This window comes from Serinicoccus sp. JS2-9 (assembly GCF_059025165.1).
Genome location: NZ_CM180091.1, coordinates 895,985 through 920,971 on the forward strand (window position 1 = coordinate 895,985; position 24,987 = coordinate 920,971).

General features: G+C 72.6%; 26 protein-coding genes and 1 tRNA gene. 6 read left to right on the top strand and 21 right to left on the bottom strand.

What is annotated here, in order from left to right:
• Positions 1-24: 24 nt before the first annotated feature.
• The 5 genes from AC5PYY_RS04510 to AC5PYY_RS04530 all read right to left on the bottom strand — a co-directional run bounded on the left by AC5PYY_RS04510 (position 25) and on the right by AC5PYY_RS04530 (position 7,170).
• Positions 25-1,227 carry an alpha/beta hydrolase gene (locus AC5PYY_RS04510; protein ID WP_493898599.1) on the bottom strand — a complete coding sequence of 401 codons (1,203 nt, stop codon included), beginning with the start codon at positions 1,225-1,227 and terminating at the stop codon, positions 25-27.
• Positions 1,224-2,273 (bottom strand): type 1 glutamine amidotransferase family protein, encoded by a 1,050-nt coding sequence (locus tag AC5PYY_RS04515; RefSeq protein ID WP_493898600.1) that lies wholly within the window; start codon positions 2,271-2,273, stop codon positions 1,224-1,226. Before AC5PYY_RS04515 ends, AC5PYY_RS04510 begins: the two co-directional genes overlap by 4 nt.
• Positions 2,263-3,480, bottom strand: coding sequence for an ATP-grasp domain-containing protein (locus tag AC5PYY_RS04520; RefSeq protein ID WP_493898601.1), 1,218 nt, complete (start codon positions 3,478-3,480; stop codon positions 2,263-2,265). The genes AC5PYY_RS04515 and AC5PYY_RS04520 overlap by 11 nt, the downstream gene beginning before the upstream one ends.
• Positions 3,481-3,569: 89 nt before the next feature.
• Positions 3,570-5,705: an acyltransferase family protein gene (locus AC5PYY_RS04525; RefSeq protein ID WP_493898602.1), complete on the bottom strand. Its 2,136-nt coding sequence runs from the start codon at positions 5,703-5,705 to the stop codon at positions 3,570-3,572.
• Between the two features lie 172 nt (positions 5,706-5,877).
• Entirely contained in the window at positions 5,878-7,170 is a 1,293-nt protein-coding gene (locus AC5PYY_RS04530; protein WP_493898603.1) for a hypothetical protein, read from the bottom strand.
• 168 nt (positions 7,171-7,338) lie between these two features.
• On the opposite strand from AC5PYY_RS04530, the gene AC5PYY_RS04535 reads away from it, so the two are divergent.
• Together AC5PYY_RS04535 and AC5PYY_RS04540 are read left to right on the top strand one after the other, a co-directional pair.
• On the top strand, positions 7,339-7,854 hold the full coding sequence (locus AC5PYY_RS04535) for a peptidylprolyl isomerase (RefSeq protein WP_493898604.1): 516 nt from the start codon (positions 7,339-7,341) through the stop codon (positions 7,852-7,854).
• Between the two features lie 256 nt (positions 7,855-8,110).
• Positions 8,111-8,773, top strand: a complete 663-nt coding sequence (locus AC5PYY_RS04540) for a rhomboid family intramembrane serine protease (protein WP_493898605.1) — start codon at positions 8,111-8,113, stop codon at positions 8,771-8,773.
• A gap of 54 nt (positions 8,774-8,827) precedes the next feature.
• Here the strand turns inward: AC5PYY_RS04540 and AC5PYY_RS04545 are convergent, their stop codons facing one another.
• A complete protein-coding gene (locus tag AC5PYY_RS04545) occupies positions 8,828-9,091 on the bottom strand; it encodes a cell division protein CrgA (protein ID WP_493898606.1) in 264 nt (87 codons plus the stop codon).
• 56 nt (positions 9,092-9,147) lie between these two features.
• On the opposite strand from AC5PYY_RS04545, the gene AC5PYY_RS04550 reads away from it, so the two are divergent.
• The gene (locus AC5PYY_RS04550) at positions 9,148-9,897 is read left to right on the top strand and encodes a DUF881 domain-containing protein (RefSeq protein ID WP_493898607.1); all 750 of its coding nucleotides are present in this window, start codon (positions 9,148-9,150) and stop codon (positions 9,895-9,897) included.
• A 70-nt stretch (positions 9,898-9,967) separates the two neighbouring features.
• Here the strand turns inward: AC5PYY_RS04550 and pknB are convergent, their stop codons facing one another.
• From pknB to AC5PYY_RS04580, 6 genes are read right to left on the bottom strand one after another with little or no spacing between them, the layout of a single operon-like run.
• Entirely contained in the window at positions 9,968-12,043 is a 2,076-nt protein-coding gene (gene pknB / locus AC5PYY_RS04555) for a Stk1 family PASTA domain-containing Ser/Thr kinase (protein WP_493898608.1), read from the bottom strand.
• A 4-nt stretch (positions 12,044-12,047) separates the two neighbouring features.
• Entirely contained in the window at positions 12,048-13,505 is a 1,458-nt protein-coding gene (locus AC5PYY_RS04560; RefSeq protein WP_493898609.1) for a peptidoglycan D,D-transpeptidase FtsI family protein, read from the bottom strand.
• A complete protein-coding gene (locus AC5PYY_RS04565; protein WP_493898610.1) occupies positions 13,502-14,905 on the bottom strand; it encodes an FtsW/RodA/SpoVE family cell cycle protein in 1,404 nt (467 codons plus the stop codon). Before AC5PYY_RS04565 ends, AC5PYY_RS04560 begins: the two co-directional genes overlap by 4 nt.
• Positions 14,896-16,410, bottom strand: a complete 1,515-nt coding sequence (locus AC5PYY_RS04570; protein ID WP_493898611.1) for a PP2C family protein-serine/threonine phosphatase — start codon at positions 16,408-16,410, stop codon at positions 14,896-14,898. The genes AC5PYY_RS04565 and AC5PYY_RS04570 overlap by 10 nt, the downstream gene beginning before the upstream one ends.
• Before the next feature lie 2 nt (positions 16,411-16,412).
• The gene (locus tag AC5PYY_RS04575) at positions 16,413-16,880 is read right to left on the bottom strand and encodes an FHA domain-containing protein FhaB/FipA (protein WP_493898612.1); all 468 of its coding nucleotides are present in this window, start codon (positions 16,878-16,880) and stop codon (positions 16,413-16,415) included.
• Positions 16,880-17,752, bottom strand: a complete 873-nt coding sequence (locus AC5PYY_RS04580) for an FHA domain-containing protein (protein WP_493898613.1) — start codon at positions 17,750-17,752, stop codon at positions 16,880-16,882. Before AC5PYY_RS04580 ends, AC5PYY_RS04575 begins: the two co-directional genes overlap by 1 nt.
• Before the next feature lie 223 nt (positions 17,753-17,975).
• Here AC5PYY_RS04580 and AC5PYY_RS04585 point away from each other — a divergent pair.
• A tRNA-Leu gene (locus AC5PYY_RS04585) sits at positions 17,976-18,059 on the top strand.
• 74 nt (positions 18,060-18,133) lie between these two features.
• On the opposite strand, the gene AC5PYY_RS04590 is transcribed toward AC5PYY_RS04585, so the two are convergent.
• From AC5PYY_RS04590 to AC5PYY_RS04605, 4 genes are all read right to left on the bottom strand, one after another.
• Positions 18,134-18,439 carry a GNAT family N-acetyltransferase gene (locus AC5PYY_RS04590; RefSeq protein WP_493898614.1) on the bottom strand — a complete coding sequence of 102 codons (306 nt, stop codon included), beginning with the start codon at positions 18,437-18,439 and terminating at the stop codon, positions 18,134-18,136.
• A 63-nt stretch (positions 18,440-18,502) separates the two neighbouring features.
• On the bottom strand, positions 18,503-18,991 hold the full coding sequence (locus tag AC5PYY_RS04595) for an SRPBCC family protein (protein WP_493898615.1): 489 nt from the start codon (positions 18,989-18,991) through the stop codon (positions 18,503-18,505).
• Between the two features lies 1 nt (position 18,992).
• A complete protein-coding gene (locus AC5PYY_RS04600) occupies positions 18,993-19,319 on the bottom strand; it encodes an ArsR/SmtB family transcription factor (RefSeq protein WP_493898616.1) in 327 nt (108 codons plus the stop codon).
• 33 nt (positions 19,320-19,352) lie between these two features.
• Positions 19,353-19,790, bottom strand: coding sequence for an NUDIX hydrolase (locus AC5PYY_RS04605; protein WP_493898617.1), 438 nt, complete (start codon positions 19,788-19,790; stop codon positions 19,353-19,355).
• 175 nt (positions 19,791-19,965) lie between these two features.
• Between AC5PYY_RS04605 and AC5PYY_RS04610 the strand changes: the two genes are divergently transcribed.
• Together AC5PYY_RS04610 and AC5PYY_RS04615 are read left to right on the top strand one after the other, a co-directional pair.
• Positions 19,966-20,301 (top strand): hypothetical protein, encoded by a 336-nt coding sequence (locus tag AC5PYY_RS04610; protein WP_493898618.1) that lies wholly within the window; start codon positions 19,966-19,968, stop codon positions 20,299-20,301.
• Complete coding sequence (locus AC5PYY_RS04615; RefSeq protein ID WP_493898619.1) at positions 20,256-20,528, top strand: MMPL family transporter; 273 nt, start codon at positions 20,256-20,258, stop codon at positions 20,526-20,528. The genes AC5PYY_RS04610 and AC5PYY_RS04615 overlap by 46 nt, the downstream gene beginning before the upstream one ends.
• A 105-nt stretch (positions 20,529-20,633) precedes the next feature.
• On the opposite strand, the gene AC5PYY_RS04620 is transcribed toward AC5PYY_RS04615, so the two are convergent.
• From AC5PYY_RS04620 to AC5PYY_RS04640, 5 genes are read right to left on the bottom strand one after another with little or no spacing between them, the layout of a single operon-like run.
• Complete coding sequence (locus tag AC5PYY_RS04620; RefSeq protein ID WP_493898620.1) at positions 20,634-21,431, bottom strand: putative hydro-lyase; 798 nt, start codon at positions 21,429-21,431, stop codon at positions 20,634-20,636.
• Positions 21,424-22,326: a 5-oxoprolinase subunit C family protein gene (locus tag AC5PYY_RS04625; RefSeq protein WP_493898621.1), complete on the bottom strand. Its 903-nt coding sequence runs from the start codon at positions 22,324-22,326 to the stop codon at positions 21,424-21,426. Before AC5PYY_RS04625 ends, AC5PYY_RS04620 begins: the two co-directional genes overlap by 8 nt.
• Entirely contained in the window at positions 22,323-22,931 is a 609-nt protein-coding gene (locus AC5PYY_RS04630) for a 5-oxoprolinase subunit B family protein (RefSeq protein WP_493898622.1), read from the bottom strand. The genes AC5PYY_RS04625 and AC5PYY_RS04630 overlap by 4 nt, the downstream gene beginning before the upstream one ends.
• Positions 22,928-23,695 carry a LamB/YcsF family protein gene (locus AC5PYY_RS04635; RefSeq protein ID WP_493898623.1) on the bottom strand — a complete coding sequence of 256 codons (768 nt, stop codon included), beginning with the start codon at positions 23,693-23,695 and terminating at the stop codon, positions 22,928-22,930. The genes AC5PYY_RS04630 and AC5PYY_RS04635 overlap by 4 nt, the downstream gene beginning before the upstream one ends.
• Positions 23,692-24,942 carry an NRAMP family divalent metal transporter gene (locus AC5PYY_RS04640; protein WP_493898624.1) on the bottom strand — a complete coding sequence of 417 codons (1,251 nt, stop codon included), beginning with the start codon at positions 24,940-24,942 and terminating at the stop codon, positions 23,692-23,694. Before AC5PYY_RS04640 ends, AC5PYY_RS04635 begins: the two co-directional genes overlap by 4 nt.
• Positions 24,943-24,987: the final 45 nt, after the last annotated feature.

Consider the following 24,987-nt stretch of genomic DNA (forward strand, 5'->3'; position numbering starts at 1 on the left):
GCCTTTCTCTACATCAATATGTGATCATTCATAGACAAGTTTCTGCGGTCCGGGGAAGATCCAGGACAGGCCGTCGCGCAGCCGGTCCCGCCAGTTCTCCCACGAGTGTCCGTCGCGCGACTCGACATACTGCACCTGCGCCCCGGTCGACTCGAAGACCGGCACCATCGAGCGGTTCGGCACGATGAGCGGCTCGTAGACCCCGCAGGTGATGAACATCCGGTCGGCGACCCTGCGCGGCCGCGCGCGATAGCGGTTCATGAACTTCACGACCGGGTCGAAGGCCGGCCCGCCCCCGTGGTCGGACCCGATGTCGGTGAAGACGAAGGACCCGGACTGGAGGAAGAGGTTGTCCCACACGCCCGGGTTGCGGTAGGCCGCGGACAGCGAGGCCACCGCCCCGAAGCTCGCGCCCATGAGGCAGCGCGCGTCCGAGCGCCGGATGACCGGGAGCTGCTCCTCCACCGCGGGGAGCAGCTCGCGGGCCAGGTGCCGCGCGTGCGGCGCGTAGTTCGGATACTCCCGCAGCCGGTCACCCGGGTTGGAGAAGACGACGATCGTCTCGGCGAGGTCGAGGTCGTGGATGAGGTTGTCCAGCACCGTCCGCATGGCGGAGTAGGCGAGGTAGTCGTCGCCGTCGTGCACGACGAGCAGCGGGTAGTGGCTGCTGCGCCGGAAGCGGGCCGGCAGATAGACCCGGTTGTGGGTCATCCGGCGCAACGCCTTGCTCTGCAGCGGCAGGTCGACGATCTCGCCGGGTCGGGCGTCGGGCTGCGGGTGGACCCACTCCGGCACCTCGTAGCCGGCGGCCTGACAGACGCTGCTCGATCCGACCGGGCTGTGCGCCACGTGCGGGTTGAGCGGGTCGTTGAGGGTCTCGACCGCCTCTCCGACGCGGATCTCGATCTGATACTCCACCCGCGACTGCGCCGGGAGCTCGATGCTGACGAACCACAGCGGCGTCGCGCCCTCGGCGACGTCGAGGCGTTTCATCGGCACGTGCTGCGGCTGGTTGACGATCCGGTGCCGCACCGCGACGCCGTCCGCCCGGCCGCGGTAGAGGAAGGTGCAGGTCGCGCCCTCGACGATCGGCACCTCGTGCGTCGCGAGGAAGTGCGCGACCGCGCCGTCGTCCAACGGCTGCGTGCGGGCCCGGGCGCGCAGCTCGTTGATGGCCAGCTTGCCCTTGTGCCGCTGCGGCATGGGGTATGGCGTGGGCAGGCTCACGCGAGCACCTCTCCCGATCGGTCCACTGCCGCGCCGGTATGCAGCACCGGCGTCCCCTGGTCGCCGATCACCCGGGCCCCGCGGGGCACCCGGCCCTCGGTGGTGAGGGTCACCTGGTCACCGGCGTCCAGCGGCAGCGGCAGCCGGGGGAAGCAGCGGCTCGCCAGCGTGTGCATCCGGGCTGAGTTCTTGGCATCGAGGCGGTCGCGCGCCGACGGCAGGGCGACGAGGCCGCGGGTCAGCCCGAGGCCGTCCATGAGCACCTCGGCCACGCCGGGCGCTACCACCGAGTCGTCGTAGAACAGCAGCACCCGCTCGGTCAGCGCCATCGCGCCCGCGCCCCAGGCGACGACCGGCCGCCGGACCCGGGCGTGCACCGCACCGCTGCTGTCCTGACCCGGGTCGGGCACGGCATACGCCAGGACGGGGGCCAGGTTGAAGATATGCAGCGCACCGAGGAGCACCCCGACGTGCCCGCCGGTGATGACGACGGCGTCGCACTCCGCGACCAGGCGGGCCACCTCGGTCCGGCCCCGCACGACGACCTCGCGGTGCTGGGGGGCGTAGGTGGCGTAGAACTCCTCGTGCAGCTCGGAGACCCGGGCCACGTGCCGCTCGTCCAGCTCCCGCAGGATCCGCAGGGTGTCCTCGACGGCCATCTGCTGGACGGCCTGGTCGCGCGGCTCGTGGGCGCGGATCCGGTCGAGCGCCTCGACCGCGTGCTGCAGCCCGATGAGGTAGAGCTCCTGCATCTCGGTGAGCACCCGACGGCGCGCGACGTCGGCGCGCGCCAGCTCGGGATCGGCCTCCCACATCTGCTGCATCCGCTCCCACAGCCGCAGGTTGAGCGCCCGGCCCCCGAGCAGGTCGGTGAGCATCCCGTCCTCGGCCTCGCGGTCGCGCCACCCGGCGGTGATCGTCGCCACCCGGGCGCCCCGCAGCCCGAGCCCGTCCATCACCTGCTCCAGGCGGGGCTCGCGCTGGGGGCCCAGGAGCGTGATCCGCGGGTGGCTCGCGTCGGCTGGCCCGTCCGGGTCAGCCGGCATGGACGTGCACCGTGCGCCCCACGTCGTCCATCATCCCCCGCAGCGCGTCGAAGTCCGGGTGCCGCATCCGGATCCAGGCGTTGGCCATGAAGCCGGCCGCGACCGGTTGCGTGCCGGTGCCGGCGACCGGCACGTGGGCGTCGATGATCCACCGGCCGTAGCGGTTCTCGATGTCCTCCAGGCCGCTGTAGCCGTGGATGACGCCGTCGTGGTCGGGGCGCAGCGCGATGATGCCGGCGCTGTGGCTGCGGCTCGGGCGCTCGCGGACCTCGCCGTGCACGATCGACTGGGCCCACGCGGCATACACGTCCATGTCGTTGGCCGCGCAGTAGAGATCCCAGCAGCCGACCCCTGGTGGGCGGCAACCGATCTCTGAGAACTTCAGCCCCTTGGGCCCGTGGAACCACTCCATGTGGGTGGCCGACGTGCCGATGCCCAGCGCGGCGTTGACGCGGTGGCCCATCTCGCGGATCTCGTCGTAGAGACCGCCCCCGTCGATCCGGTTGGTGGCGATGAACTGCGGCGAGATCCACCGGGTCCGCATCGCCTCGAGCACGCCGGGGAAGTAGTGCGAGGCGAAGTCGACGGCGATCTGCCCGTCGACCGACACCGTGTCGTAGAAGCCCTCGTGGCCCTCGATGAACTCCTCCACCGCGATCGAGGAGTAGCCGCCCATCTGGTCGAGCGCGGCGCGCAGCTCGGTGTCGTCGTCCACGCGGACGGTGTCGGCCGCCCCGGCCGCGTCGCGCGGCTTGAGGATGAGCGGGTAGCCCACCTGAGCCGCGAAGTCCCAGACCTGCTGGGCGTCGTCCGCACCGGTCGAGGCGGCGGTCGGCACACCGGCCTGGCGTAGCGCCTCCTTCATCGACGGCTTGTCGCGGCACAGCCACGTGGTGCGCACCGAGGTGCCGGGTATGCCGAGCGCCTCGCGCACCTGCGCCGCCACCAGCTGGTGCGACTCGATGGTGGACTCCAGCCGGTCGACCCACACCATGCCCTGGACGCATCGGGTGGCCTCGGTCATCTGGTGCAGGTCGGTGACGGAGCCGACCTGCTCGTAGTGGACCATCCAGCCCTTGAGCTGGTCGTCCAGGTAGTCCAGCGGGGTCTCACCGATGCCGACGACGTTGGCGCCGGCCTCCGCGAGGGCCCGGGCGAACTCGCGCTGGTTCTTCGGGAAGTGCGGCTCGACGAGGACGATGTTCACACCGACGAGCCTGCCACATCCCGAGGGTCTGCGGGGAGTCGGCCAGGACTCGGCGGGGAGTCGGGCGCGGCGGCGGCTGGACGTCGAGGTCAGCCGCGGCGGGCGAGCTCGTCGAAGGCCTCGGCGACGACCTCGGCGTAGACGTGCATGCCCTCCAGGTCAGGGTGGACCCGGTCCGACTGCAGCACCTCCGGCTGCTCGCCGATCGTGGCGTTCCACTCGCCGACGACGGCCTGCGGATAGTCCTCGACCACCGCGCGGATCGTCGCGTTGGACTCCTCGGTGAAGGGGGCCTGCAGGGACAGGTCCATGACCACGATGTTGCGCTCCGGCCCCAGGGCGTCGAGCGTGGCCCGGAGCGCCTCCTCGTCGACCCCCGCGTTGGTGCCCAGGTGCAGCACGACGTTGCCGCGCACCGCGTCTGCCGACAGGCCCGTGGCGACGACCTCCTGCGCGTCGCTCCACCGCCGGTTGGACTGGGCGAGGTAGGTGATCCCCGGGAAGCGGTAGGTGAGGCCGTCGGCGCTGGTCACGACGAGCGAGTCACCGATCGCGGTCATCTCCGGGCCGGCGGGGACGAGCAGGTCGTCCTCGTCGCGGGCGAAGGTCGAGCCGCGCAGCTGCACGCTCTGAGGGGAGGGTGCAGGGGCCGCCTCGCCCGGATCAGCGCCGCCCCGGCCCAGGATGGTCCCGGACGCCAACTGGTCGCGTGCCGGGTCGACGAGCTCGTCGTCGGCGGTGCCGTCCGAGCCGGCGATCCGGGCCTCGGACTCCTCGATCTGACGTTGGGTCGCGGACTTCTCCGGCGCGGTGGCCAGCGCGAGGACCGTCCCGACGAGCAGCACGAGGAGCCCGGCACCGAGGAGACGCGGTGTGCGGCTCACCTGCCAGGGGGTCCGGATCCAGGTCCCGAGCGCGCGCACGGTGGCCCGGATGCCGTGCCGGCGGACCGGGAGCTCGACCAGGCGCAGCGAGAGCTCGGAGAGCACGAGCGTGAGCCCGAGCGACGTGAGCAGCACCCCGGTCGCCCGCGCGGTCCCGACGGCATACGGCACGACCGCACCGGCGAGGACGAGCACCGGCCAGTGCCAGAGGTAGATGCCGTAGGAGCGCCGGCCGAGCCAGGTGAGCGGCCGGGTCGACATCACCCGGCGCCAGAGCGAGGGCGCCTCGAGCAGCCCGGCCACGAGGACGACGGTGGCGACGGAGGCCAGCGCGATGCCGCCGCGGAAGGTGAGGGGAGAGTCCTCGCCGCCCCACCGCATGAGCGCGGCCAGGGTCAGGAGCGCGAGCAGGACGGCCCATGGGCGCGCGACGCGCCAGGTGGCCGTGCGCAAGCCGGCGCGTCGCCGCGGGTCCGCCCACGCCAGCGCGAGGGCGGCGCCGCCCATGAGGCCGACCAGGTGCGTGTCGGTGCCGTAGTAGACCCGGGTGGCGTCGTCGCCCGGCGTGTAGAGCAGCGCCATGAGCAGGGCGGAGGTCAGGCCGATGAGAGCCACCCCGATGACGCGCTGCCTGGTCGTGCGGGTGACGGCCAGGACGACGACGAGCGTGAGCGGCCAGAGCAGGTAGAACTGCTCCTCCACCGCGAGGCTCCAGACGTTGACGAAGAGGATCGGGCTGGTGCTCTGGAAGTAGCTGGCCCCGGCGGCGATCTCCACCCAGTTGCTCGTGAAGGTGAGGGCACCGGCGGTCTGCCGCCCGATGCCCACGAGCAGATCGCCACCGATGAGCCGCGCGGCGGAGACGCTCACGAGCACGACGAGCAGCAGGGCCGGCAGCAGCCGCCGGGCCCGCCGCCGCCAGAAAGACGGCAGGTCGAGGCGACCGGTGCGGTCCAGCTCGCGCAGCAGCAGCGTGGTGATGAGGAAGCCGCTGACGACGAAGAAGACGTCGACCCCGAGGAATCCTCCGGGCAGGGTTCCGGGCCAGTAGTGGAACAGCAGGACCCCGAGGATGGCGAGGGCTCGGAGGCCGTCCAGGCCGGGGATCTCGCCGGGGCGTGGCTGCACGCCGCGTGGCCCGCGCCCACCCCCGCGTCCCCGACCGCGACGACGGGCGGCGCGGTGCGGGTGGACTTCGGGGGTCGCCGGGGCGTCCAGGGTCCGCGTGGCGCGCTGCTCGGGAGTCAGGCCGTGCGGGGGCCCGGTGACGTGGTCCGGCGGGGCTCCGGGATCGAGGAGGTCGCGGGCGTGGTCTGGGCGAGGAGAAGCGGGCAGGGACATCTGGTGCGCCCACCTCCTTCGTCGTCGCCGTGTGGCGCGAGGACTCCGCTGCGGCGAGCGTAGGGCGGGGTGACGAGGGGTCAGGGGACCAGCGACGGTGTGTCGTCAGGACGCGCCGAGGGCGCCCTCCCCGGTGGGAGAGCGCCCTCGGCGGTGGTGCGGGTGCCCGGGCTCAGGTGCGCGGCGCGTCGTCCTGCTCGCCGTCGCCGTCCTCGGCCGGCGCGTGTCGCAGCGGCTCGTCGGCGTGGCCGCGGGCCTGCTGGATCTCCTCGGTCGGGGCCTGGCCCTCGGCCTGGTCCTCCACCGGCGTCGGCTCGTCGGTGGCGAGGTGGTCGATCTCGTCGGTGGCGAGCATGTGCGGCTCGCCCTCCTCCGTGGCCGCCGCGGGTGCCGCCGCGGCCGTGGTGCCAGCCGCGGTGGTCGAGGCGGGAGCGGCCGAGGAGGACGGAGTGCTGCCGGCCCAGGGGTCGGTGCCACCCCCGCCACCGGTCGTGGTGGGCGAGCTCGCCCACGGGTCGGCCGCAGGCTGCTTCTGCTGCTCCGAGAGCCACCAGGCCAACCCGGCACCTGCCGCGGCGAGCAGGCCCAGAGCGATGAGCGCGCCACCCTTGCGGCGCTTCTTCGTGGGGCCTCCCGTGACGGCGGCGACGACGCCCTCGTCCTGGGCCAGCAGCTTGTCCTTGCCGCTCTGCACCTCGCCCAGCATGTCCTGGATCTTCGGGAGCAGCTCGTCGTTGATGAGGTCGCGCAGGTGGTCGACCGCCGGAGCGACCCCGGCGAGGCCCTCCTGGGCGCGCGGCACGGCGGCGTCGATCCCGTGGTCGACGCCGGCCACGGCGCGGGTGCGCGTCTCGGCGGCCTTGTCCCGGGCCGCGGCGGCCAGCGCCGCGAGGACGGCGGCTCCGGCTCCAGCCTTCTCGGCCGCGCTGTCACCCAGGTCGCTGCTGCGCACGCGGTCGAGCGCGTCGGCGGAGCGTTCCCGCAGCGCGTCGGCGGTGTGCCCGCTCTGCTCACGCAGCGTCTCGGCCGCGTGGCGGCCCTGGGCGCCGGCCTTCTTGGCGACCTCCCGGCTCTGGTCGCTCGCCCGACGGGCCGCCTTGGAGGCGCGGTCGCCGGCCATCCCGGCCACGGCCGCCGCCGCGCCGCCGGCCTTGGCGCCCTCCTTCTCCAGGGCGGAGCGGCTGTGCGCCCGCGCCTTGTCGGCGGCGCCGCGAGCCTTGCCGGCGGCCTTCGCCGCGGCGTCCCGGTCCTTGCCGGCGGCCTTGAGCGCCTTGGCGCGAGCCTTCTGGGCCTGCCGCTTGCCGCTCTTGTCGTCCTTGGGGGCGGTCACCTCGGCCAGCGTGGCGAGCACGGCGGCACCGAGGTTGCGGGCGCCGGAGGCGGCGCTGGCACCGGCCTCCGCGGCGTCCTGCCGGGCGCGCGCGGCCTGAGCGGTGGCGCGCTCGGCATCGGTCTTAAAGAACACGTCGGGTCCCTCCTGTCGTGGGTCTGCCACCATCCTGCCCTGTCCTGCGGGCTAACTCCACCTCACCGGGCCCCTGCGCGAGCCGCGGCGCCGGAGCAGTGGCGGCCACCGACCGAGGGGGCTCACCGCATACCCTCCGCCGCACCGGGCCCGTGCGAAACTGGGGGCATGAATGTCACGCTGCACACCAACCACGGCGACATCTCACTGGTGCTCTTCGACAACGCCGCGCCCAAGACCGTCGCCAACTTCACCGGTCTGGCGACCGGCGAGAAGGAGTACCAGGACGAGGCGGGCCGCTCCAACCCGCAGCCGTTCTACGACGGCCTCACGTTCCACCGGATCATCCCGGGCTTCATGATCCAGGGCGGCTGCCCGCTCGGGGAGGGCTTCGGGGGTCCCGGCTTCACCTTCGACGACGAGATCAGCCCCGACCACGACTTCACCCAGCCCTACATGCTGGCCATGGCCAACGCCGGCAAGCGCATGGGCAAGGGGACCAACGGCTCGCAGTTCTTCATCACCGTCGAGCCCACGACCTGGCTGCAGGGCAAGCACACGATCTTCGGTGAGGTCGCCGACCAGGCGTCTCGCGACGTCGTCGACGCGATCGCCGCCGTGCCGACCGGTGCCGGCGACAAGCCGCAGGAGCCGGTCGTCATCGAGCGGGTCAGCATCGACTGACCGGTCCGTGACCGACTCCCCCTCCCCCACGCCGTCCGGTGATGCACCGGGCGGCGTGCCCGTCTGCCCGCGGCACCCCGAGCGCACGAGCTACATCCGGTGCCAGCGGTGCGATCGACCGACCTGCCCCGACTGCCAACGCCCCGCGGCGGTCGGCATCCAGTGCGTCGACTGCGTGAAGGAGGGGGCGCGCACGGCCCCGACGGCCCGCACCCGGTTCGGGGCCCCGGCGGCTCGCAGCGGTGGAACGCCCGCTGTGACCTACACCCTCATGGGGCTGTGCGCCGGCGTCTTCGTCGGCCAGCTGCTCATCCCCGGCCTGACCAGCGCGCTGTCCTTCATCGGTGTCCTGGCCGGCGTGGAGCCCTGGCGCCTGGTGACCTCGGCGTTCGTGCACTCACCCCGCAGCATCCTGCACATCGTCTTCAACATGTATGTGCTCTTCGCCTTCGGGCCGATGCTCGAGTCGCTGCTGGGTCGGGCGAAGTTCCTGGTCATCTATCTGCTGGGCGCCGTCGGAGGATCGGTCGGCGTGCTGCTCTTCTCCCGCGTGGACCCGGGGTGGTTCACCCAGGTGGTCGGTGCCTCGGGAGCGATCTTCGGGATCGTGCTGGTCTACGTCGTCCTCGCGATGCGGAGCGGGGGTGTGCCGACCCAGCTCCTCGTCATCCTGGGGCTGAACGTCGCGCTGCCGCTGCTCATCCCCAACATCGCCTGGCAGGCCCACCTGGGGGGTGCTGTCACGGGAGCGGTGATCGGCGGCCTGCTGCTGGCCACGTCGGCCCCCGGCCGCTCACCCGAGGCCCAGCGTCGCCGTCGCCTCATCTGGCCCGCCCTCTCGGGGCTGCTCGTGCTGCTGCTGATCATCGCCGCCGTGCGGCTGCTGCAGGTCCTGGGCCCGGTCGCCTTCGGCGGCTGAGACCGAGTTACACGGGTGTGATTGTCCCCAAGCTGGGGACAACCTGTGGACAACTCAGCGCCAGCGGGTCGCCATGACGAAGCCGGCCATGATGAGGCCCATCCCGATCCCGAGGTTCCAGTAGCGGATCGCCCCGATGGGCCACTCGCCGCCGGTGATGTAGAAGACCGCCACCCACAGCACCCCGATGATCATGAGGGCGCACATCACCGGTACGAACCACGAGGGGTTGCTCGGCAGCCTCTGGGTCTCAGGCGTGGTCTGGCTGGTGCTCTGGGCGCGCTTGCGGGCGCCCTCTCGGCCGCGAGACTCGGGCACGTCCTTCTCCTTCGTGGGTGGGTCCGGCCAGGATATACGCGGCTAGGCTGGGGTCGATGACGGACGAGCCCAGCGAGGACACCCCGAGCACCGCGCCGCGCGCGGTGTCGGTCGGGGTGACGCTGATCTGCCTCGCCGCGGGGCTGCTCTTCGGCACCAGTGCCTCGCTCGCCCGCGAGGGGGGGCAGTCGCAGCCCGACGACCTGGTCGACCTCATCACCGAACGCGATCGCGCCGTCCGCCAGCTCACCGAGGAGGCCGACGACCTCACCCAGGAGGTCACCGAGCTCCAGGCCGCCCGGGACACCAGCGCCGCGACGGTGGACACCCGCCGCGCCGACGAGCTGTCGGTGGGCGTCGGAGCCGCGCCCGTGCAGGGCCCCGCCCTGCGGGTCACCCTCGACGACGCGGGCTACAGCCTGGAGACACTGCCCGACGGCTACTCCGTGGACGACGTGGTGGTGCACCAGCAAGATCTCCAGGGCGTGGTCAACGCCCTCTGGGCGGGAGGGGCCGAGGCGCTCATGGTCCAGGACCAGCGCATCGTCTCGACCAGCTCGGTGCAGTGCGTCGGCAACACGCTCTACCTCCAGGGGCGCGTCTACTCGCCGCCCTACACCATCACCGCCGTGGGCGACCTGGCCTCGCTGCAGGCCGCGCTCGAGGCCGATCCGGTCGTCTCCACCTATCGCGAGTGGGCGGACGCCGTCGGGCTCGGGTATGCCGTGGAGGAGCTCGCCGAGGCACAGCTGCCGGCCTTCTCCGGGCCGGTCCGGCCGCAGCACGCGAGCGTCCTCGACGGCTGAGTCCAGCCGAAGTCGACCACGGGTTTTCGTGCCATGGCGCAAGAACCCATGCTCCAAAACGTCGTGGGGCCTAGTCGTCCGGTGGTCCGTCGCCGGGCGGGTCCGGCTGGCCGGGCTGGGTGGGCTCGGCGGAGTCCGTGGGGTCGACCGGGTCGGTCGGCTCCGTCGGCCCGGTGGGTTCGGTCGGCTCGGTGGGTTCGGTGGGTTCGGTGGGCTCGGTCGGGTCCGGGGTGGTGGGTTCGGTCGTCGGCGTGATCGTCGCGGTCTCGGTGATGATCTCGGTCTGCGTCTGGATCGGCTCGGCGGCGACGACGAGCTCGACGGTGCTGCCCTGCTCGACGACGTCGCCGGCCTCGGGCGACTGGGACAGCACGGTGCCCGGCTCGGCCTCCGAGGTGCGCTGCGTGGTGATCTCGCGGTCGAGCGTGGCGCGATCCAGGGTCACGACGGCGGTGTTCTGGTCCTCGCCGACGACGTCGGGGACCTCGACCTCGCCGCTGGCCACGGTGAGCATGATCTCCTCGTCCGGCTCGACCTCCTCCCCCGCCTCGGGATCGGAGGAGATGACCTGCCCCTCCTCCCAGTCGGGGTCGTCCTCCTGCTCGGCCTCGCCGCGGACGTTGGTGAAGCCCTCGCGTTCGAGCAGGTCCCTGGCGACCTGTTCCTCGAGCCCCTGCAGATCGGGTATGGCGATCGCCTCCGGTCCGGAGGAGACGACGAGCTGGATCTCCGAGCCTCGCGCGAGCTCACCGCCGGGCGGCACCTGGTCGATGACGGTGCCCGACTGCTCCTGGCTGTTGCGTGAGGTGACGGCGTCGTCCGGGACCAGGAACCCGGCGCTGGTCAGCTCGGTGCGGGCCTGGGCCTCGGTGCTCCCGATGGTGCTGGGGACGGCGAGCATCTCCGGGCCGTCCTCGTTGCCGGGCCCGAGCACCTGGAAGAGCACCCAGATCACGCCGGCGGCGGCCAGCAGGGCCAGCGCGCCGAGGAGCAGCCCGGCGCCGCGATGGCGGCGCTCCCGCACCGGCATCTCGTCGGTGCGCTCGTAGCGATCCTCCTCGGCGACCGCGTAGCTGCTCGTCGGCTGCTCCTGCGGCTGTCGCGGCCGGGCGGCCACCGGCACGGCCTCCGTGGCCGCCGCATTTCCGCTCGCGGCGGCAGCGGCACCGGCGGCACCAGCCCCTGCGGCCGCCCCGAGACCCAGCAACCGTTGGTAGGTGTCCTGGGCGGCGACCGAGACCGGCTCGTCCGCCCGGGCGGCGTTGAGGTCCGCCCGGAAGTCCGCGGCGCTCTGGTAGCGGTCCTCCGGCTTCTTCTCCAGCGCGTGCAGCGTGATGGCGTCCAGGGCCTGAGGGAGCATGGCCGCGTGCGTCGACGGCGCCTTCGGTGCCTCGCCCAGGTGCTGGTAGACCAGCGAGACCGGGTCGCCCTGGAAGGGGGTGCGCCCGGCGAGCAGCTCGTAGAGCAGGCAGCCCACGGAGTAGAGGTCGGAGCGGCCGTCGACGTCGAGCCCCTGCGCCTGCTCCGGCGAGAGGTAGCGAGCCGTGCCCATGACCGCCTGCGTCTGGGTCATGGTCGCGGCGGTGTCGGCCAGGGCCCGGGCGATCCCGAAGTCCATGACCTTGACCGCGCCGGCCTCGGTGACCATGACGTTGGCCGGCTTGATGTCGCGGTGCACGAGACCGCGGTTGTGGGCGTACTCCAGGGCGCCGAGCACGGCGGCGGTGATCCGGGCGGCCTCGTCGGGGCCGATCGTCCCTTGCTCGTTGAGCAGCTCGCGCAGCGTGCGGCCCTCGACGAACTCCATGATGATGTAGGGGACCTGCACGGGCGCCCCGCCCGCCTCGTGGACCGTCTCCTCACCGGAGTCGAAGACGCCCACGATCGCCGGGTGCGACAGACCGGCCGCCGACTGCGCCTCGCGCCGGAACCGGGCGAGGAAGGAGGAGTCCCGCGCCAGGTCGGTGCGCAGGATCTTGATGGCGACCGCGCGCCCCAGCCGCAGGTCGTGGCCGACATGCACGTCGGCCATGCCGCCCCGCCCGACCAGGTCACCGATCTCGTAGCGACCGCCGAGCACCCGTGGGCCCGGCGAGCCGTCACCGGTGTCCGGCCGAGGCGTCGCCTCCGTGGGGTCCTCGCTCATCCGATCATCGCTCCACTCCTGCTTCGAGCATCGCCCGGGCGATGGGGGCGGCGATGAGGCCACCCGTCTCGCCGGTCCAGTTGTCGGTCGCCGACTCCACGATGACCGCGACGGCGATCTGCGGGTCGTCAGCGGGGGCGAACCCGGTGAACCAGGCGTGCGCTCCGCCGGTGTCGCCGTACTCCGCCGTGCCGGTCTTGCCGGCCACCTGCATACCCTCGATCGCCGCGGACTGGCCGGAGCCGCGCTCGACGACCAGGGTCATCATCTCGGTCAGCTCTGCGGCGGTCTGCGCCGAGACGGCGCGCGACCGCGCCCGCGGCTCCGTGGCATCGATGACCTCGAGGTCGGAGTCGCGCGTCTCCTCCACGAGGTGGGGCGACATCGTCACCCCGCCGTTGGCGATGGCTGCGGAGATCATCGCCACCTGCATCGGTGTCTCGCGCACCTCGAACTGGCCGATGCCGGTGAGGGCGAGCTGGGCGTCGTCGACCTCGTCGGGGTAGATGGAGGGCGTCACGCTCATCGGGACGTCGAGCGGCTCGCCGAAGCCGAAGGCCTCGGCCTGCTCCCGGATCGCGTCCGCGCCGAGCTCGCCCGCGAGCCAGGCGAAGGAGGTGTTGCACGACACCTGCACGGACTCGGCCAGCGTGGGCGTGCCCTCCGGGTCGCACGCGGCGCCCCCGAAGTTGGGCAGGGTGGTCTCGGTGCCCGGCAGGGTGTAGGTGACCTCGCCCTCCAGCTCGGTGTCCGGCTCGTAGTCACCGCTCTCCAGGGCGGCCGCCGCCATGACGAGCTTGAAGGTGGAGCCCGGGGGGTAGAGGTCGCCGGCGATGGCGCGGTTGACCAGCGGCTGGGTGGGGTCCTCGGAGAGCGCGACGTAGGACTCGTCGACGGCGTTGAGCTGGTGGCTGGCGAGGGCGTTGGGGTCGAAGCTGGGCCGGCTGACCATGGCGAGGATCTCGCCGGTGGCGGGGTCGAGGGCGACCGCGGCGCCGCGGCGGTCGCCGAGGGCCTCGATGGCGGCGGCCTGGACGTCGGGGTCGATGGTCAGCTCCAGCGAGGCGCCGGTCGGCTCGGTGCCGGTCACCACGTCGGCGAGGCGCTGGTAGAACAGGCTGTCGTCGGTGCCCGCCAGCACTGAGTTGTAGGCGTTCTCCAGACCCAGCCCGGCGCCGTAGGTGAAGGAGTAGTAGCCCGTGACGTGGGCATACCGCGTCGCCTGGTCGTAGCGGCGCAGCCACTTGAGCTCGTCGTCGGTGCGCTCGGAGGAGGCGATGGGCGTGCCGTCGACGAGGATCGCCCCGCGGTCGCGGCTGTAGCTGTCGATGAGGGTGCGCCGGTTGCCCGGCCGCTCGCGCAGGTCTTCGGCCTGCACGAACTGCACCCATGTGGTCGAGATGAGCAGCGCCGCGAACATCGCGAAGACCACGATGGCGAGCCGCCGGATCGGGGTGTTCATGCCGACGCCTCCTCGCGGGGATGGGCCAGGTCCTTGGTCGGGTCCTGGCGCCGCTCGGAGATGGGCCGCCGGGCGTGGTCGCTAATCCGCAGCAGCAGCGCGACGATGATCCAGTTGGCCAGGAGCGAGGAGCCACCGGCCGAGAGGAACGGCGTGGTCAGGCCGGTGAGGGGGATGACGCGGGTGATGCCGCCGACGATGACGAAGACCTGCAGCGCCACCGTGAAGGACAACCCGACGGCGAGCAGCTTGCCGAAGCCCTCACGCGAGCCGATCGCCGTGCGCAGCCCGCGCTCGACGAGGAGGGCGTAGAGCATGAGCAGCGCGAACATCCCCAGCATGCCCAGCTCCTCGCCGAAGCTGGCCACGATGTAGTCGCTGTTGGCGAAGTAGGTGATGTAGGGGAACCCCTCGCCGAGCCCGGCCCCGAAGAGGCCGCCGTGCGCCAGACCCATGAGGCCCTTGGCCACCTGGTCGGACTGCTCGGGGGCGAAGGGGTCGAGCCACAGCGTGACCCGGCGCTGCACGTGGTCGAAGAGGCGGTAGGCGAGGACGCAGCCGCCGAGGAAGAGGGACAGGCCGATGACGATCCAGCTCGTGCGTTCGGTGGCGACGTAGAGCATCGCCACGAAGAGCCCGAAGAAGAGCAGCGAGGAGCCGAGGTCGCGCTGCAGCACGAGGATGAGCACCGAGAGGATCCAGATGACCAGGATCGGGCCCAGGTCGCGGGCGCGGGGCAGCTGGAGCCCGAGCACCTTGCGACCGACGAGCGAGAGCGCGTCGCGGGTGGTGATGAGGTAGCCGGCGAAGAAGACCGCCACCGCGATCTTGGCGAGCTCGCCCGGCTGGAAGCTCAGCGGCCCGATCCGGATCCAGAGGCGCGAGCCGTTCTCCTCGTGGCCGATGACCGGGAGCATCGGCAGCAGCAGGAGCAGGAAGCCCGCGGCCATGGCGATGTAGGTGTAGCGCCGCAGCACCCGGTGGTCCGGCAGCGCGATGAGCACTCCTGCGGCGATCGCCATCGCCAGGCCGGTCCACATGAGCTGACGCGGGGCGACCCCCGACGTGCCGCCCGCGGCCTCGACGAGGTCGATGCGGTGGATCATCACCAGCCCCAGCCCGTTGAGCAGGGTGGCGATCGGGAGGAGGAGCGGATCGGCATACCGCGCCTTCCAGCGGAGGACCGCGTGCATCGCGAGCGCGAGCGCACCGAAGCCGGCCACGTGCCACCACGCCGCCGTCGGCAGCTCCCCGACCTCGGCGAGGTTGACGTTGACGTAGGCCGTCGTCACGACCCCCACGGCGAGCACGAGCAGGAGCAGCTCGATGGTGCGACCGCTGCGCACCTTGAGGCTGGTGATGGTCGAGGGGCTGGGGGCGGTGGCGCTGGTCACGGGCACCCCTGGGGCCAGACGACGGTGACGGTCTCCTGCGCCTCGTCGGCGCCGGTCGGCGTGGGCGTGGGAGGTGACGCTGTGGTCGACTCCGTCGACTCCGTCGACCCGGCCCCGCCGACCGCGTCGGAGCCGAGCTCCAGGCTGTCGCGCAGGAGCTGGTCGAGCAGCGTGGCCTCGGTGGGGGCGGCGGTGCTGGCGCGCGCCTCCTGGAGGCTGTCGGCCGTGACCGACGCCGCACCCTCCGGCACCTCCGTGGCCGTGGTGCCGTCCGGCAGCAGCACGGTGGGCACGCAGCTCGGCGCGACGAGGGCCCGCAGGTCTTCGACGATGCGGTCCGCTCCGGCCCGGTCGTCTGAGGAGAGCGTGCGCTGCACCTGGTCGCGGTAGTAGCGGGGCAGGTCCTCGACCGCGAGATCGGTCTGCTCCTCCGCAGTGGACAGGCTCAGCGGGCCGACGTCTTGGGAGATGCCTCGATAGATCGTGACCATCCCGTCCTGCTCGCCGACGTAGTACTGCTGCTGGCTCCAGGTCCAGCCACCCCAGGTGACGGCCGCCACCACGGCGACGACAGCGACGGCGATGCCCGTGGCCCGCAGGACGCGCACCCAGGGCCGCGACTGCTCCTCGGCGAGGACCGGGGCCTCCGAGCCTGGCGTCCCGCCGGCGGCCTCGCGGGAGAGCGCAGCGGCCTTCTCGGCCGGGCTGAGCTGGCTCAGGGGCTGGGTGCCCCGGCGCTCGCTGGCGGCACCGACCACCTGCGGCTTGCTGGTGCCGTCGCGCGGAGAGACCGCGTCGGCGACGATGACGGTGATGTTGTCGCGGGTGGAGGCGCGCAGCGCGGTCTGCACGAGGGAGTCGGCCACCTGGCCCGGGGTGCGTCCGGTGTCCGACAGCAGCTCGGTGACGACCTCCTGGGAGACGTAGTCGGTGAGCCCGTCGCTGCAGATGAGGATGCGGTCGCCCTCGCGCAGCTCCCGCAGCGACAGGTCTGGCTGGTCCTCGGGCCGGCCGGTGAAGACGCGGGTGACCAGCGAGCGCTGCGGGTGGTGCAGCGCCTCCTCGGCGTTGATCCGACCCTCGTCGAGCAACTTCTGGACGAACGAGTGGTCCTTGGTGATCTGGGTGAGCCGCTCGCCGCGCATCAGGTAGGCACGGGAGTCGCCGATGTTGGCGACGGCCAGCTTGGAGTCGACGCGCAGCATGGCGATGCACGTGGTGCCCATCCCGTCGGAGTCGGGATAGACCTCCATGACGTCGGCGAGCCGGTTGTTGGCCTCCGCGAGGGCGTGCTCGAGGATGTCGAGCGCGTCGTCGGCGCCGTGCGACTCCCCGTCGAGATGGACCAGCTCGCCGACGACGAGCGAGGAGGCGACGTCACCCGCGGCGTGCCCACCCATGCCGTCGCAGAGGACGAGCAGCTCGGGGCCGGCGTAGGCGGAGTCCTCGTTGCGCGACTTGGCGCCGAGGCCGACGTTGCTGCGGGCGGCGTAGCGGAGGGCGACAGCCATGGTCAGCGGCGCAGCTCGAGGACGGTCTGGCCGATGCGGATCTGGGAGCCGGGGTCGAGCCGGGCGCCGGTGCCGATGCGTGACCCGTTGACCTCGGTGCCGTTGGTGGAGCCGAGGTCGTCGGCATACCACGCGTCGGCGCCGGGATAGATCCGCAGGTGCCGGCCGGAGGCGTAGTCGTCGGTGAGCACGAGCGAGCACTCGGGGTTGCGGCCGATGAGGACGCCGGCGTCGTGCAGCGGCACCGACGTGCCGCGCAGCCGGCCTTCGGTGACGACGAGGTGGGTCGGCGTGTTGCGGCGCTGCTTGCGCTCGGCCTTGGACTCGCGGGGTCGCGCCGGACCCGCGTTGCGGGTGAGGACCCGTGTGCCGTAGAGGTCGCCGCGCAAGACTCCGACGACGGAGAAGACGAAGGCCCAGAGGAGCACCACCACCCCGAGCCGGAGCAGGTTGAGGGTCAGCTCACCCATCAGCCCTCCAGCTGCACGGTCAGGTGCGTCCGCCCCAGAGTGATGCGGTCGCCGTGGCGCAGCTCCTCGGTGCCGACCTGCTCGCCGTTGAGGAAGGTGCCGTTGGTCGACCCGAGGTCGCGCAGGATGACCTGCTGGTGCGGCCCGTCGTGGGTGATGCGGATCTCCGCGTGCTTGCGGGAGGCGCCGGGGTCGTCGATGACGACGGTGCACGTCTCGTCGCGGCCCAGCGAGGTGACCGCGGAGGTGAGCGAGGTGCGGCGCCCGTTGATCTCGAGGGCGGGACCGCTGCGGCGGGGGCGCGGACGCTCGGCCCGCTCCGGGGTGGCCGCCGGTCGACGGTATGCCGCGTGCGCGTCCTGCTCCTCGTGGCGGTCCGTCTCGGGCCGGCGCTGTGGGCCCTGTGGCGCCGAGGGCTCCTGCTGAGCGGGGGCCTCGCGCCGCCGGTCCTGGGCGGCCTGCGCCTCCGCGAACTCGCGGGCACCCCCGCGATCGGCGCCCTTGCGACCGTCCTTGGCGGCGGGGCGCACCCGGAAGATGCCGGTCTCGAGATCCTCGGAGTGGGTGAGACGCACCTCGAAGGGGCCGGGAGCGACATACCGCTGTGCGTCGGCGTGGTCCTCCGCCGCGGCGACCAGCTCGTCGGTCAGCGCGTGCTCGTAGGACGCGAGCCGCTCGTGGTCGGACTCCGCGAGCTCGACGGTGAAGACGTTGGGGACCATCGTGCGGCCGGGGCCGAGCACGGCGGCGCGGTCGTCCATGGCGCCACGCATGGCGGAGGCGATCTCGACCGGCTGCACCTCGGCCTTGAAGACGCGGGCGAAGGGTTGCTTGACGGCGCGCTCGAGCCCGCGCTCGAGCTTGTCGAACATACCCACGGCCTGTTCCCTCGTCTCTGGTCGTCAGCGGCTGGCTCGTCGATGGTATCTGCCGCAGGTGGGAGGACCCTGCAGGCTGGCAGGATGGCGGTCATGCGGGTCTGGGAGCCGGAGACCTGGTCATCGTGCGGGAGGTGCTGCGCGAGCCCCCAGAGACCAGGGTCGAGACCGGAGAATGGGCGCGGCCTTCCAACCGTGCTAGTCTTGCTCGGCACTCGCGCGAGTGGCGGAATAGGCAGACGCGCACGGTTCAGGTCCGTGTGCCCGCAAGGGCGTGGGGGTTCAACTCCCCCCTCGCGCACCGTGAGAAGACGGTGAAGGTCCTGGTCATCAGGTTTCTGACCAGGACCTTCGTCGTGCCAGCCGACTCCGGCCTCAGCCCTCGGGCGAGGACGCGCCGTAGAGCAGCGGCTGATAGTCCGGGTGCCGGTCGATCCACGCCTTGATGAACGGGCAGATGGCCAGCACGCGCCGCGTCCCCTGCTCGCGCACGTCGTCCAGCGCCGACCGAGCCAGCGCGCTGCCGACTCCCTGCCCCTCGAAGGCCTGGTCCACCTCGGTGTGGGTGAAAACGACGAGGATGTCGGTGAGCTGATACTCCGCGAAGCCCGCCAGCGCGCCGTCGACGCGAGCCTCATACCTCGTCTGGTCGTCGTTCCGGGTCACCTGGACATCGGCCATGCTCCACCCTCTCGCGATGTGTGCCGCGTCTAGCGCCGAGGGTGAGCTCTGCGCAGATGCTGCTCAGGCGGCGAGGAAGGCGTCGATCTGGTTGATCGACTGGGTCGCGCCCTCCTCCACGCCCATGTCGAGCACCTGCTGCAACGCCTCGTCGGACTCGTAGGTCGAGGTGAAGGTGGCGCGGGTCCCGCCCTCGACCGCCTCGAAGGCATAGACGTTGCGTGAGGCCGGCAGCTGCTCGGCGACCTCCCAGGTCTCGGCGTCGGCGAAGCGGTCCTCGAAGCTGAAGCTGGCCGGCTCGTCCACGCCGGTGATCTCCCAGATTCCGCCGAACTTCTCCCCGTCCGGCCCGGTCATGAAGTAGCGGGTGGTGCTGCCCTCGACGAGCTCGTGCTCCACGAACGTCGCCGGGTGCGAGGGCGGGCCGAAGACCTGCTCGAGCTGGCGCGGGTCGGCATACAGCTCCCAGACCCGCTCGACCGGGGCGGCGAACTCGGCTGTGATGACGATGCTGCGGGCAACGGGGTCGGTGGTGACGTGGGTGACGGGCATGTCAGTGCTCCTTGAGGAAGGTGTCGATGCGGTCGACGCGACCGCGCCACAGGTGCTCGAGCTCGGTGAGCATCGAGGAGACCGAGCGCACGGCCTCGATGTCGCCGCTGGCCAGCTGCTGCCGGCCGCTGCGGCGTTTGACGAGCAGGCCGGCGCGCTCCAGCACGGCGACATGCTTCTGGACCGCCGCGAAGCTCATGTCGTAGCTCGCGGCCAGGGCCGAGACCGAGTGCTCTCCGGCCAGGACGCGGCGCAGGATGTCGCGCCGGGTCCGGTCGGCCAGCGCGTGGAACAGCGCGTCCGCGCGCTCCTCGCTTGGCTCGTGCATGGAAACAACATACAACCAAATGGTTGTATGTTGTCAATCGCCCTCGGCGAGGATGTTCAGCGCGATGTCGACGACGTCGGCGCGGGACGGCGCGGCGCGCGCCTCGTCGATCGACACCCATCGCGCCTCGTCGGTGCTGCCGTCCACCTCGGTCGTGCCGAGCGTCCCGCCGACGATGGCCGCGTCGAAGATGAACCGCTGCGAACGGTAGGGACGCCCGGTGCGGAAGGTGGTGCCGGTGTGGTGATGCTCGGCCAGGAGCGCGCCGACCTCGACGGCATACCCCGTCTCCTCGAGGACCTCCCGCCGGCATCCGGCGACGAGCGTCTCGTCGAACTCCACGCCCCCACCGGGCAGCGACCACCCCGGCGTGGCGCCGCCCTGGCCGTTGAACCACGTGAGCAGCACCTGACCGTCGCGCACGAGGAGGGCGTAGGCGGCCAGGCGGGTGTCGTAGTCGGTGAAGTGCACCCACCCACGCTAGGGCAGGTGCGGCGTGGCGGGGGTCAACCCCCGGTCCGGTCCGGGCGGTCGCGCCACGGTCACCGCTCGATCCGGCTCCCCGGCACGAAGGGGCGGATGGCCCGCGCCGGCTCGCTCGACTCGCTGTGCGGGCGGCTCGCCGGGCTCCTCACCCGCCGACCCGGTGGTCGCGGCCGGGGCCAGCGTCGCCGCCCTCGTCGCGCTGGCGGTGCCGGCCGCCGGCATGCACACCTCCCTCGGCGGGGTGGAGAGTGCCGACCCCGACCTGCCGTCGGTGCAGGCCTACCAGCAGCTCCAGGAGGCCGTCCCCACTGACGGCGTCACGATGGAGCTCGTCGTCCGGCACGAGCCGGAGCAGGTCGAGGTGGTGGCCGCGGCCCTCGTCGGAGCGAGCGACACGGCGACGTCCATCCCGGGGGTCAGCGGGGTCGCGCCCGGGACGCCGCCTCCGGTATGCCGCAGCGCGAGCGGGTCCGCCAGTCGGTCCGGGCCGGCGTAGCTCGCTCGGCCGGGGTGGTCACCTCGGCGGCGGCCGTCATGGTGGCCGTCGTCGCGATCTTCGGCACCCTCTCCGAGCTGGAGCTCACACAGCTCGGCGTCGGCCTGGCCACCGCGATCCTGCTCGACGCGACCCTGGTCCGCGGCGTGCTCCTCCCGGCGACGCTGACCCTCCTGGGCGAGCGGGCGCATACCGGACCGGCGTGGTTGCCTCGCCTGCACCACTGACCGGAAGCTGGACCGGATGGGCGAGCCGGTCGTGGGCCGGTCCGAGGCGATGTCGGTCTGCGGCGCGTGCCTTCCCGGCGGGCCTGAGCCCGGGAGCGCCGCGCCTCAGGGCACGACGTAGTCGCTGTTGCGGGCGTCGGTGAGGGCCATGTGACCCGGGGCGTGCCCGATGGCGAAGGCAGGCCGGGAGCGCATCACCGCCGCCTGCGGGGTCACCCCGCAGGCCCAGAACACCGGCACCTCGCCGTCGCGGATCTCGACCGCCTCTCCGAAGTCGGGGCGGGCGAGGTCGGTGATCCCGAGCCGGCCGGGGTCGCCCACGTGCACGGGGGCACCGTGCACGGCCGGGAAGCGCGCGGTGATCCGCACGGCGGTGGCGACCTGCTCCGCGGGGACGGGCCGCATCGAGACGACGAGCGGTCCGGACAGGTCGCCGGCGGGGACGCAGTCCCGGTCGGTGCGGAACATCGGGACGTTGCGGCCCTGCTCGACGTGCCGGACCGGGACCCCGGCCTCGACCAGCGCGTCCTCGAAGGTGAAGCTGCAGCCGATGAGGAAGGCGACGAGATCCGGACGCCACGCCTCCCGGACGTCCGGAACCTCCGCCACGCACTCGCCGTCCCGATAGATGCGGTATGCCGGGAGGTCGGTGCGCAGGTCGCCGCCGAAGAGCCGGCTGCTCACCTCGCCCGGCTCGGTCACGTCGAGGACCGGGCACGGCTTCGGGTTGCGGTGGGCGAAGAGCAGCAGGTCGTAGGCATGCTCCCGCGGGACCGCGATGAGGTTGGCCTGCGTCCAGCCGGAGCACCACCCGGCGGTGGGCGTGACTAGACCCTCGCGGAACGCCCGGCGGGCCTCGGTCGGGGTGCGCTTCCCCGGCCCGCCCGGTGCCGCGTCATCCATCGTCGGTCCGGTCCGGACCGGCGGAGCCCGCCGCCCGCACGAAGCGCAGCTGCTGTCCGGGGCGGGCCTGCGCGGCCCGCGACAGGTGGGCGTCCCGGACCACCGCGATCACCGGGTAGCCGCCGGTCACCGGATGGTCGGCGAGAAACAGCGTCGGCTGGCCGCTGAGCGGCACCTGGAGCGCCCCGGGGACCATGCCCTCGCTGGGCAGCTCGTCCTCGATCCGCCGGCCGAGCGCCTGGCCGGAGAGCCGCATACCCACCCGGTCGCTGTCGCTGGTGACCTCGTAGGACGTGGAGGTGAGGGTCTCCAGGGCCTCGTCGGTGAACCAGTCGGCCCGGGGACCGGGGACGACCTCGAGCCGGATCGGCCCGTCCTCGGGAGCCGGCACGGGGGCCAGGTCGACGGGCGGAGGGGTCTGCGGCGCGCTGCCGACGGGGAGCTCGTCCCCCTCGGACACGGCGGGGGGCCCGACTCCGGAGAGGGTGTCCTGGGAGCGGGAGCCGAGCACGGGCGCGACGTCGACGCCGCCCCGGACCCCGACATAGCTGCGCAGACCGGACGAGGGTGGGCCGAGCGCCAGGACGCCACCGGCGGGGACCCGGACCGGTGCGTTGCGTCCGACCTCGCGCCCGTCGACGGTGACCGCGCACGGCGCACCCGTCACCACGACGACGACGTCGCCGTTCGCGCGCAGGCGCAGCCCGCCGAGGGTGGTCTCGAGGGCGGCGTGCGACTCCGGGTTGCCGAGCAGGCGGTTGGCCAGCGTCAAGGCGTCGCGGTCGGCGGCCCCGGAGCGGCCCACCCCGAGCGCCGCGTGCCCGGGTCGGCCCAGGTCCTGGACCGTGGTCTGTGGCCCGGTGTCGACGACCTCGAGGCTCCGCCCGGTGCTCATCGCGTCTCCACGAAGCGCACCCGCACCCCGGGGCGCAGCAGGGCCGGCGGGTCGCGATCCAGGTCCCACGGCACCAGGTCGGTGCGGCCGATGAGCTGCCACCCGCCGGGGGACTCCCGCGGGTAGACGCCGGTGAACTCCCCGGCGAGGGCCACGGACCCTGCCGGGACGCGGGTCCGCGGGTCGCTGCGCCGGGGAACGGTGAGGCGGTCATCACCCACGAGATAGCCGAAGCCGGGGGCGAAGCCGCAGAAGGCGACCGTCCACTCCTGCCCGGTATGCGCCTCGACCACGCCGCGCTCCCCGAGGCCGGTGAGCTCGCCGACCTCGCCAAGGTCGGCGCCGTCGTAGACGACCGGCACCTCGAGGTCGTCGACGTGCGGCCGGTCGCCCACGCCGGGGCGCGCCGCGCGCACGGCCTGGGCGACGGCGTCCAGCCCGGTGCGCCCCGGGTCCACGCGCAGCAGCAGGGTGCGGGCCGCGGGCACCAGGTCGAGCACCCCGGGGGGCGGGTCGTCGGCCAGGGCGGCGTAGAGCGCCAGCACCTGGTCGAGGTCCTCGACCTCCACGAGGAGGCCGCTGTCGGCGCACGGGAGAAGCTTCATACGAACGCCGCCAGCCGCACCCCGGCCGCCTCCAACCCGGTGCGGACCGAGCGCGCCATCTCGACCGCCCCGGGACTGTCGCCGTGGACGCACACCGACGCGGCGTCGACGGCGATGCGGCTGCCGTCGATCGTCGTCACCTCTCCCCGGGTGGCCATCTCGACGCACCGCTCGGTCACCACGTCGACGTCGTGGAGCACGGCGCCCTCCTCCCGTCGTGGGACGAGCGTGCCCTCGGAGGTGTAGGCCCGGTCGGCGAAGGCCTCCCGGACCGGACGGAGCCCCGCCTCCTCGGCGACGCGCAGCCAGACCGACCCCGGCAGGCCCAGCACCGGGAGGGTGGGGTCGTAGCGGCGGACGGCCTCGGCGACGGCGCGGGCCTGCGCCTCGTGGTGGACGATCGCGTTGTAGAGCGCCCCGTGCGGCTTGACGTACTGCACCCGGCCGCCGGCCACCTTCGCGAACGCCTCCAGGGCACCGATCTGGTAGATCACGTCGTCGGTGAGGTCCTCGGGGACCATGTCGATGAACCGGCGGCCGAATCCGGCCAGGTCGCGGTAGCCCACCTGGGCGCCGATCACCACGCCCCGCTCGACGGAGCGCTCGCACACCCGGCGCAGCACGCCCGGGTCGCCGGCGTGGAAGCCGCAGGCGACGTTGGCGCTGGTGATGACCTCGAGCAGCGCGTCGTCGTCGCCGAGCGTCCAGGCGCCGAAGCCCTCGCCCAGGTCGGCGTTGAGGTCGATGGTCCGGGCGGCACTCATGCCCACAGCCCCGCGATGCCGCCGAGCGACTGCCAGCCCAGATAGACCGTCAGAGCCCAGACGATCGTGCCGAGCACGAGCAGCCAGCGTGGGTAGTGGTAGCCGCCGAGCAGGTCGCTGCGCCGCGCGGCGGCCCACAGGATCACGGCGAAGCCGACCGGGAGGATGAGGCCGTTGAGCGCGCCCGCCAGGATGAGCAGCGTCGCGGGTGCCTGGCCCAGCAGCAGGAAGGCCGTGGCGCAGACGGCGATGAAGCCGACGACCACCCAGTTGCGGCGTTCCTTCATCCCCCGGAGGAAGACCATGAGGAACGACACCGAGGTGTAGGACGCGCCGATCACCGAGGTGATGCCGGCCGCCCAGAGGATGACGCCGAAGATGCGGACGCCGACCTCGCCGAGCGCGGCCTCGAAGGCCGTCGCCGGGGGGTTCTCCGTGCCCAGCGAGACTCCCCCCGCGACGACCCCGAGGACGGCCAGGAAGAGCAGCGCCCGCATGACGCCCGTGACCAGGATCCCGGACACCGAGCCGCGGCTGATCGTGGCGATGCTCTCCGGCCCGGTGATGCCGGAGTCGACGAGGCGGTGGGCGCCGGCGTAGGTGATGTAGCCACCCACGGTGCCGCCGATGAGCGTCGTGATCACGAGGAAGTCGACGGTCTCGGGCAGCACGCTCTGCCGCAGGGCGTCGCCGACCGGCGGCGAGGTCGTGAACGCGACGTAGGTGACCATGGCGATCATCACCAGGCCGAGGAGGACCACGATCCGGTCCATCGCCACGCCCGCCCGGCGGCTGAGGAAGATCCCGATCGCGATGATCGCAGAGATGGCGCCGCCGATCTTGACGTCGAGCCCCAGCATGGCGTTCATGCCCAGCGCGGTGCCACCGATGTTGCCGATGTTGAAGACCAGGCCCCCCAGCACGACCAGCGCGGCCAGGAAGTAGCCGGCGCCCGGGAGCACCCGGTTGGCGAGGTCCTGGGCGTGCATCCCCGAGACGCCGATGACCCGCCAGACGTTGAGCTGCACCGCGATGTCGACGAGGATCGAGACCACGATCGCGAAGGCGAAGGCCGCGCCCAGCTGCGCGGTGAAGACCGTGGTCTGGGTGATGAACCCCGGTCCGATGGCGCTGGTGGCCATGAGGAACATCGCGCCGAGCAGGGCCCCGCGCCCCGTGGCGCGGCCTACCACTCCCGCCGTCGATGTCGAGGTCGCGCCCTCGCCGCCGGACCCTGGTTCTGCCATGGTGTGTCCCGTCCTCGCAGGCCGGCCCTCCCGTCGGACCCGTCC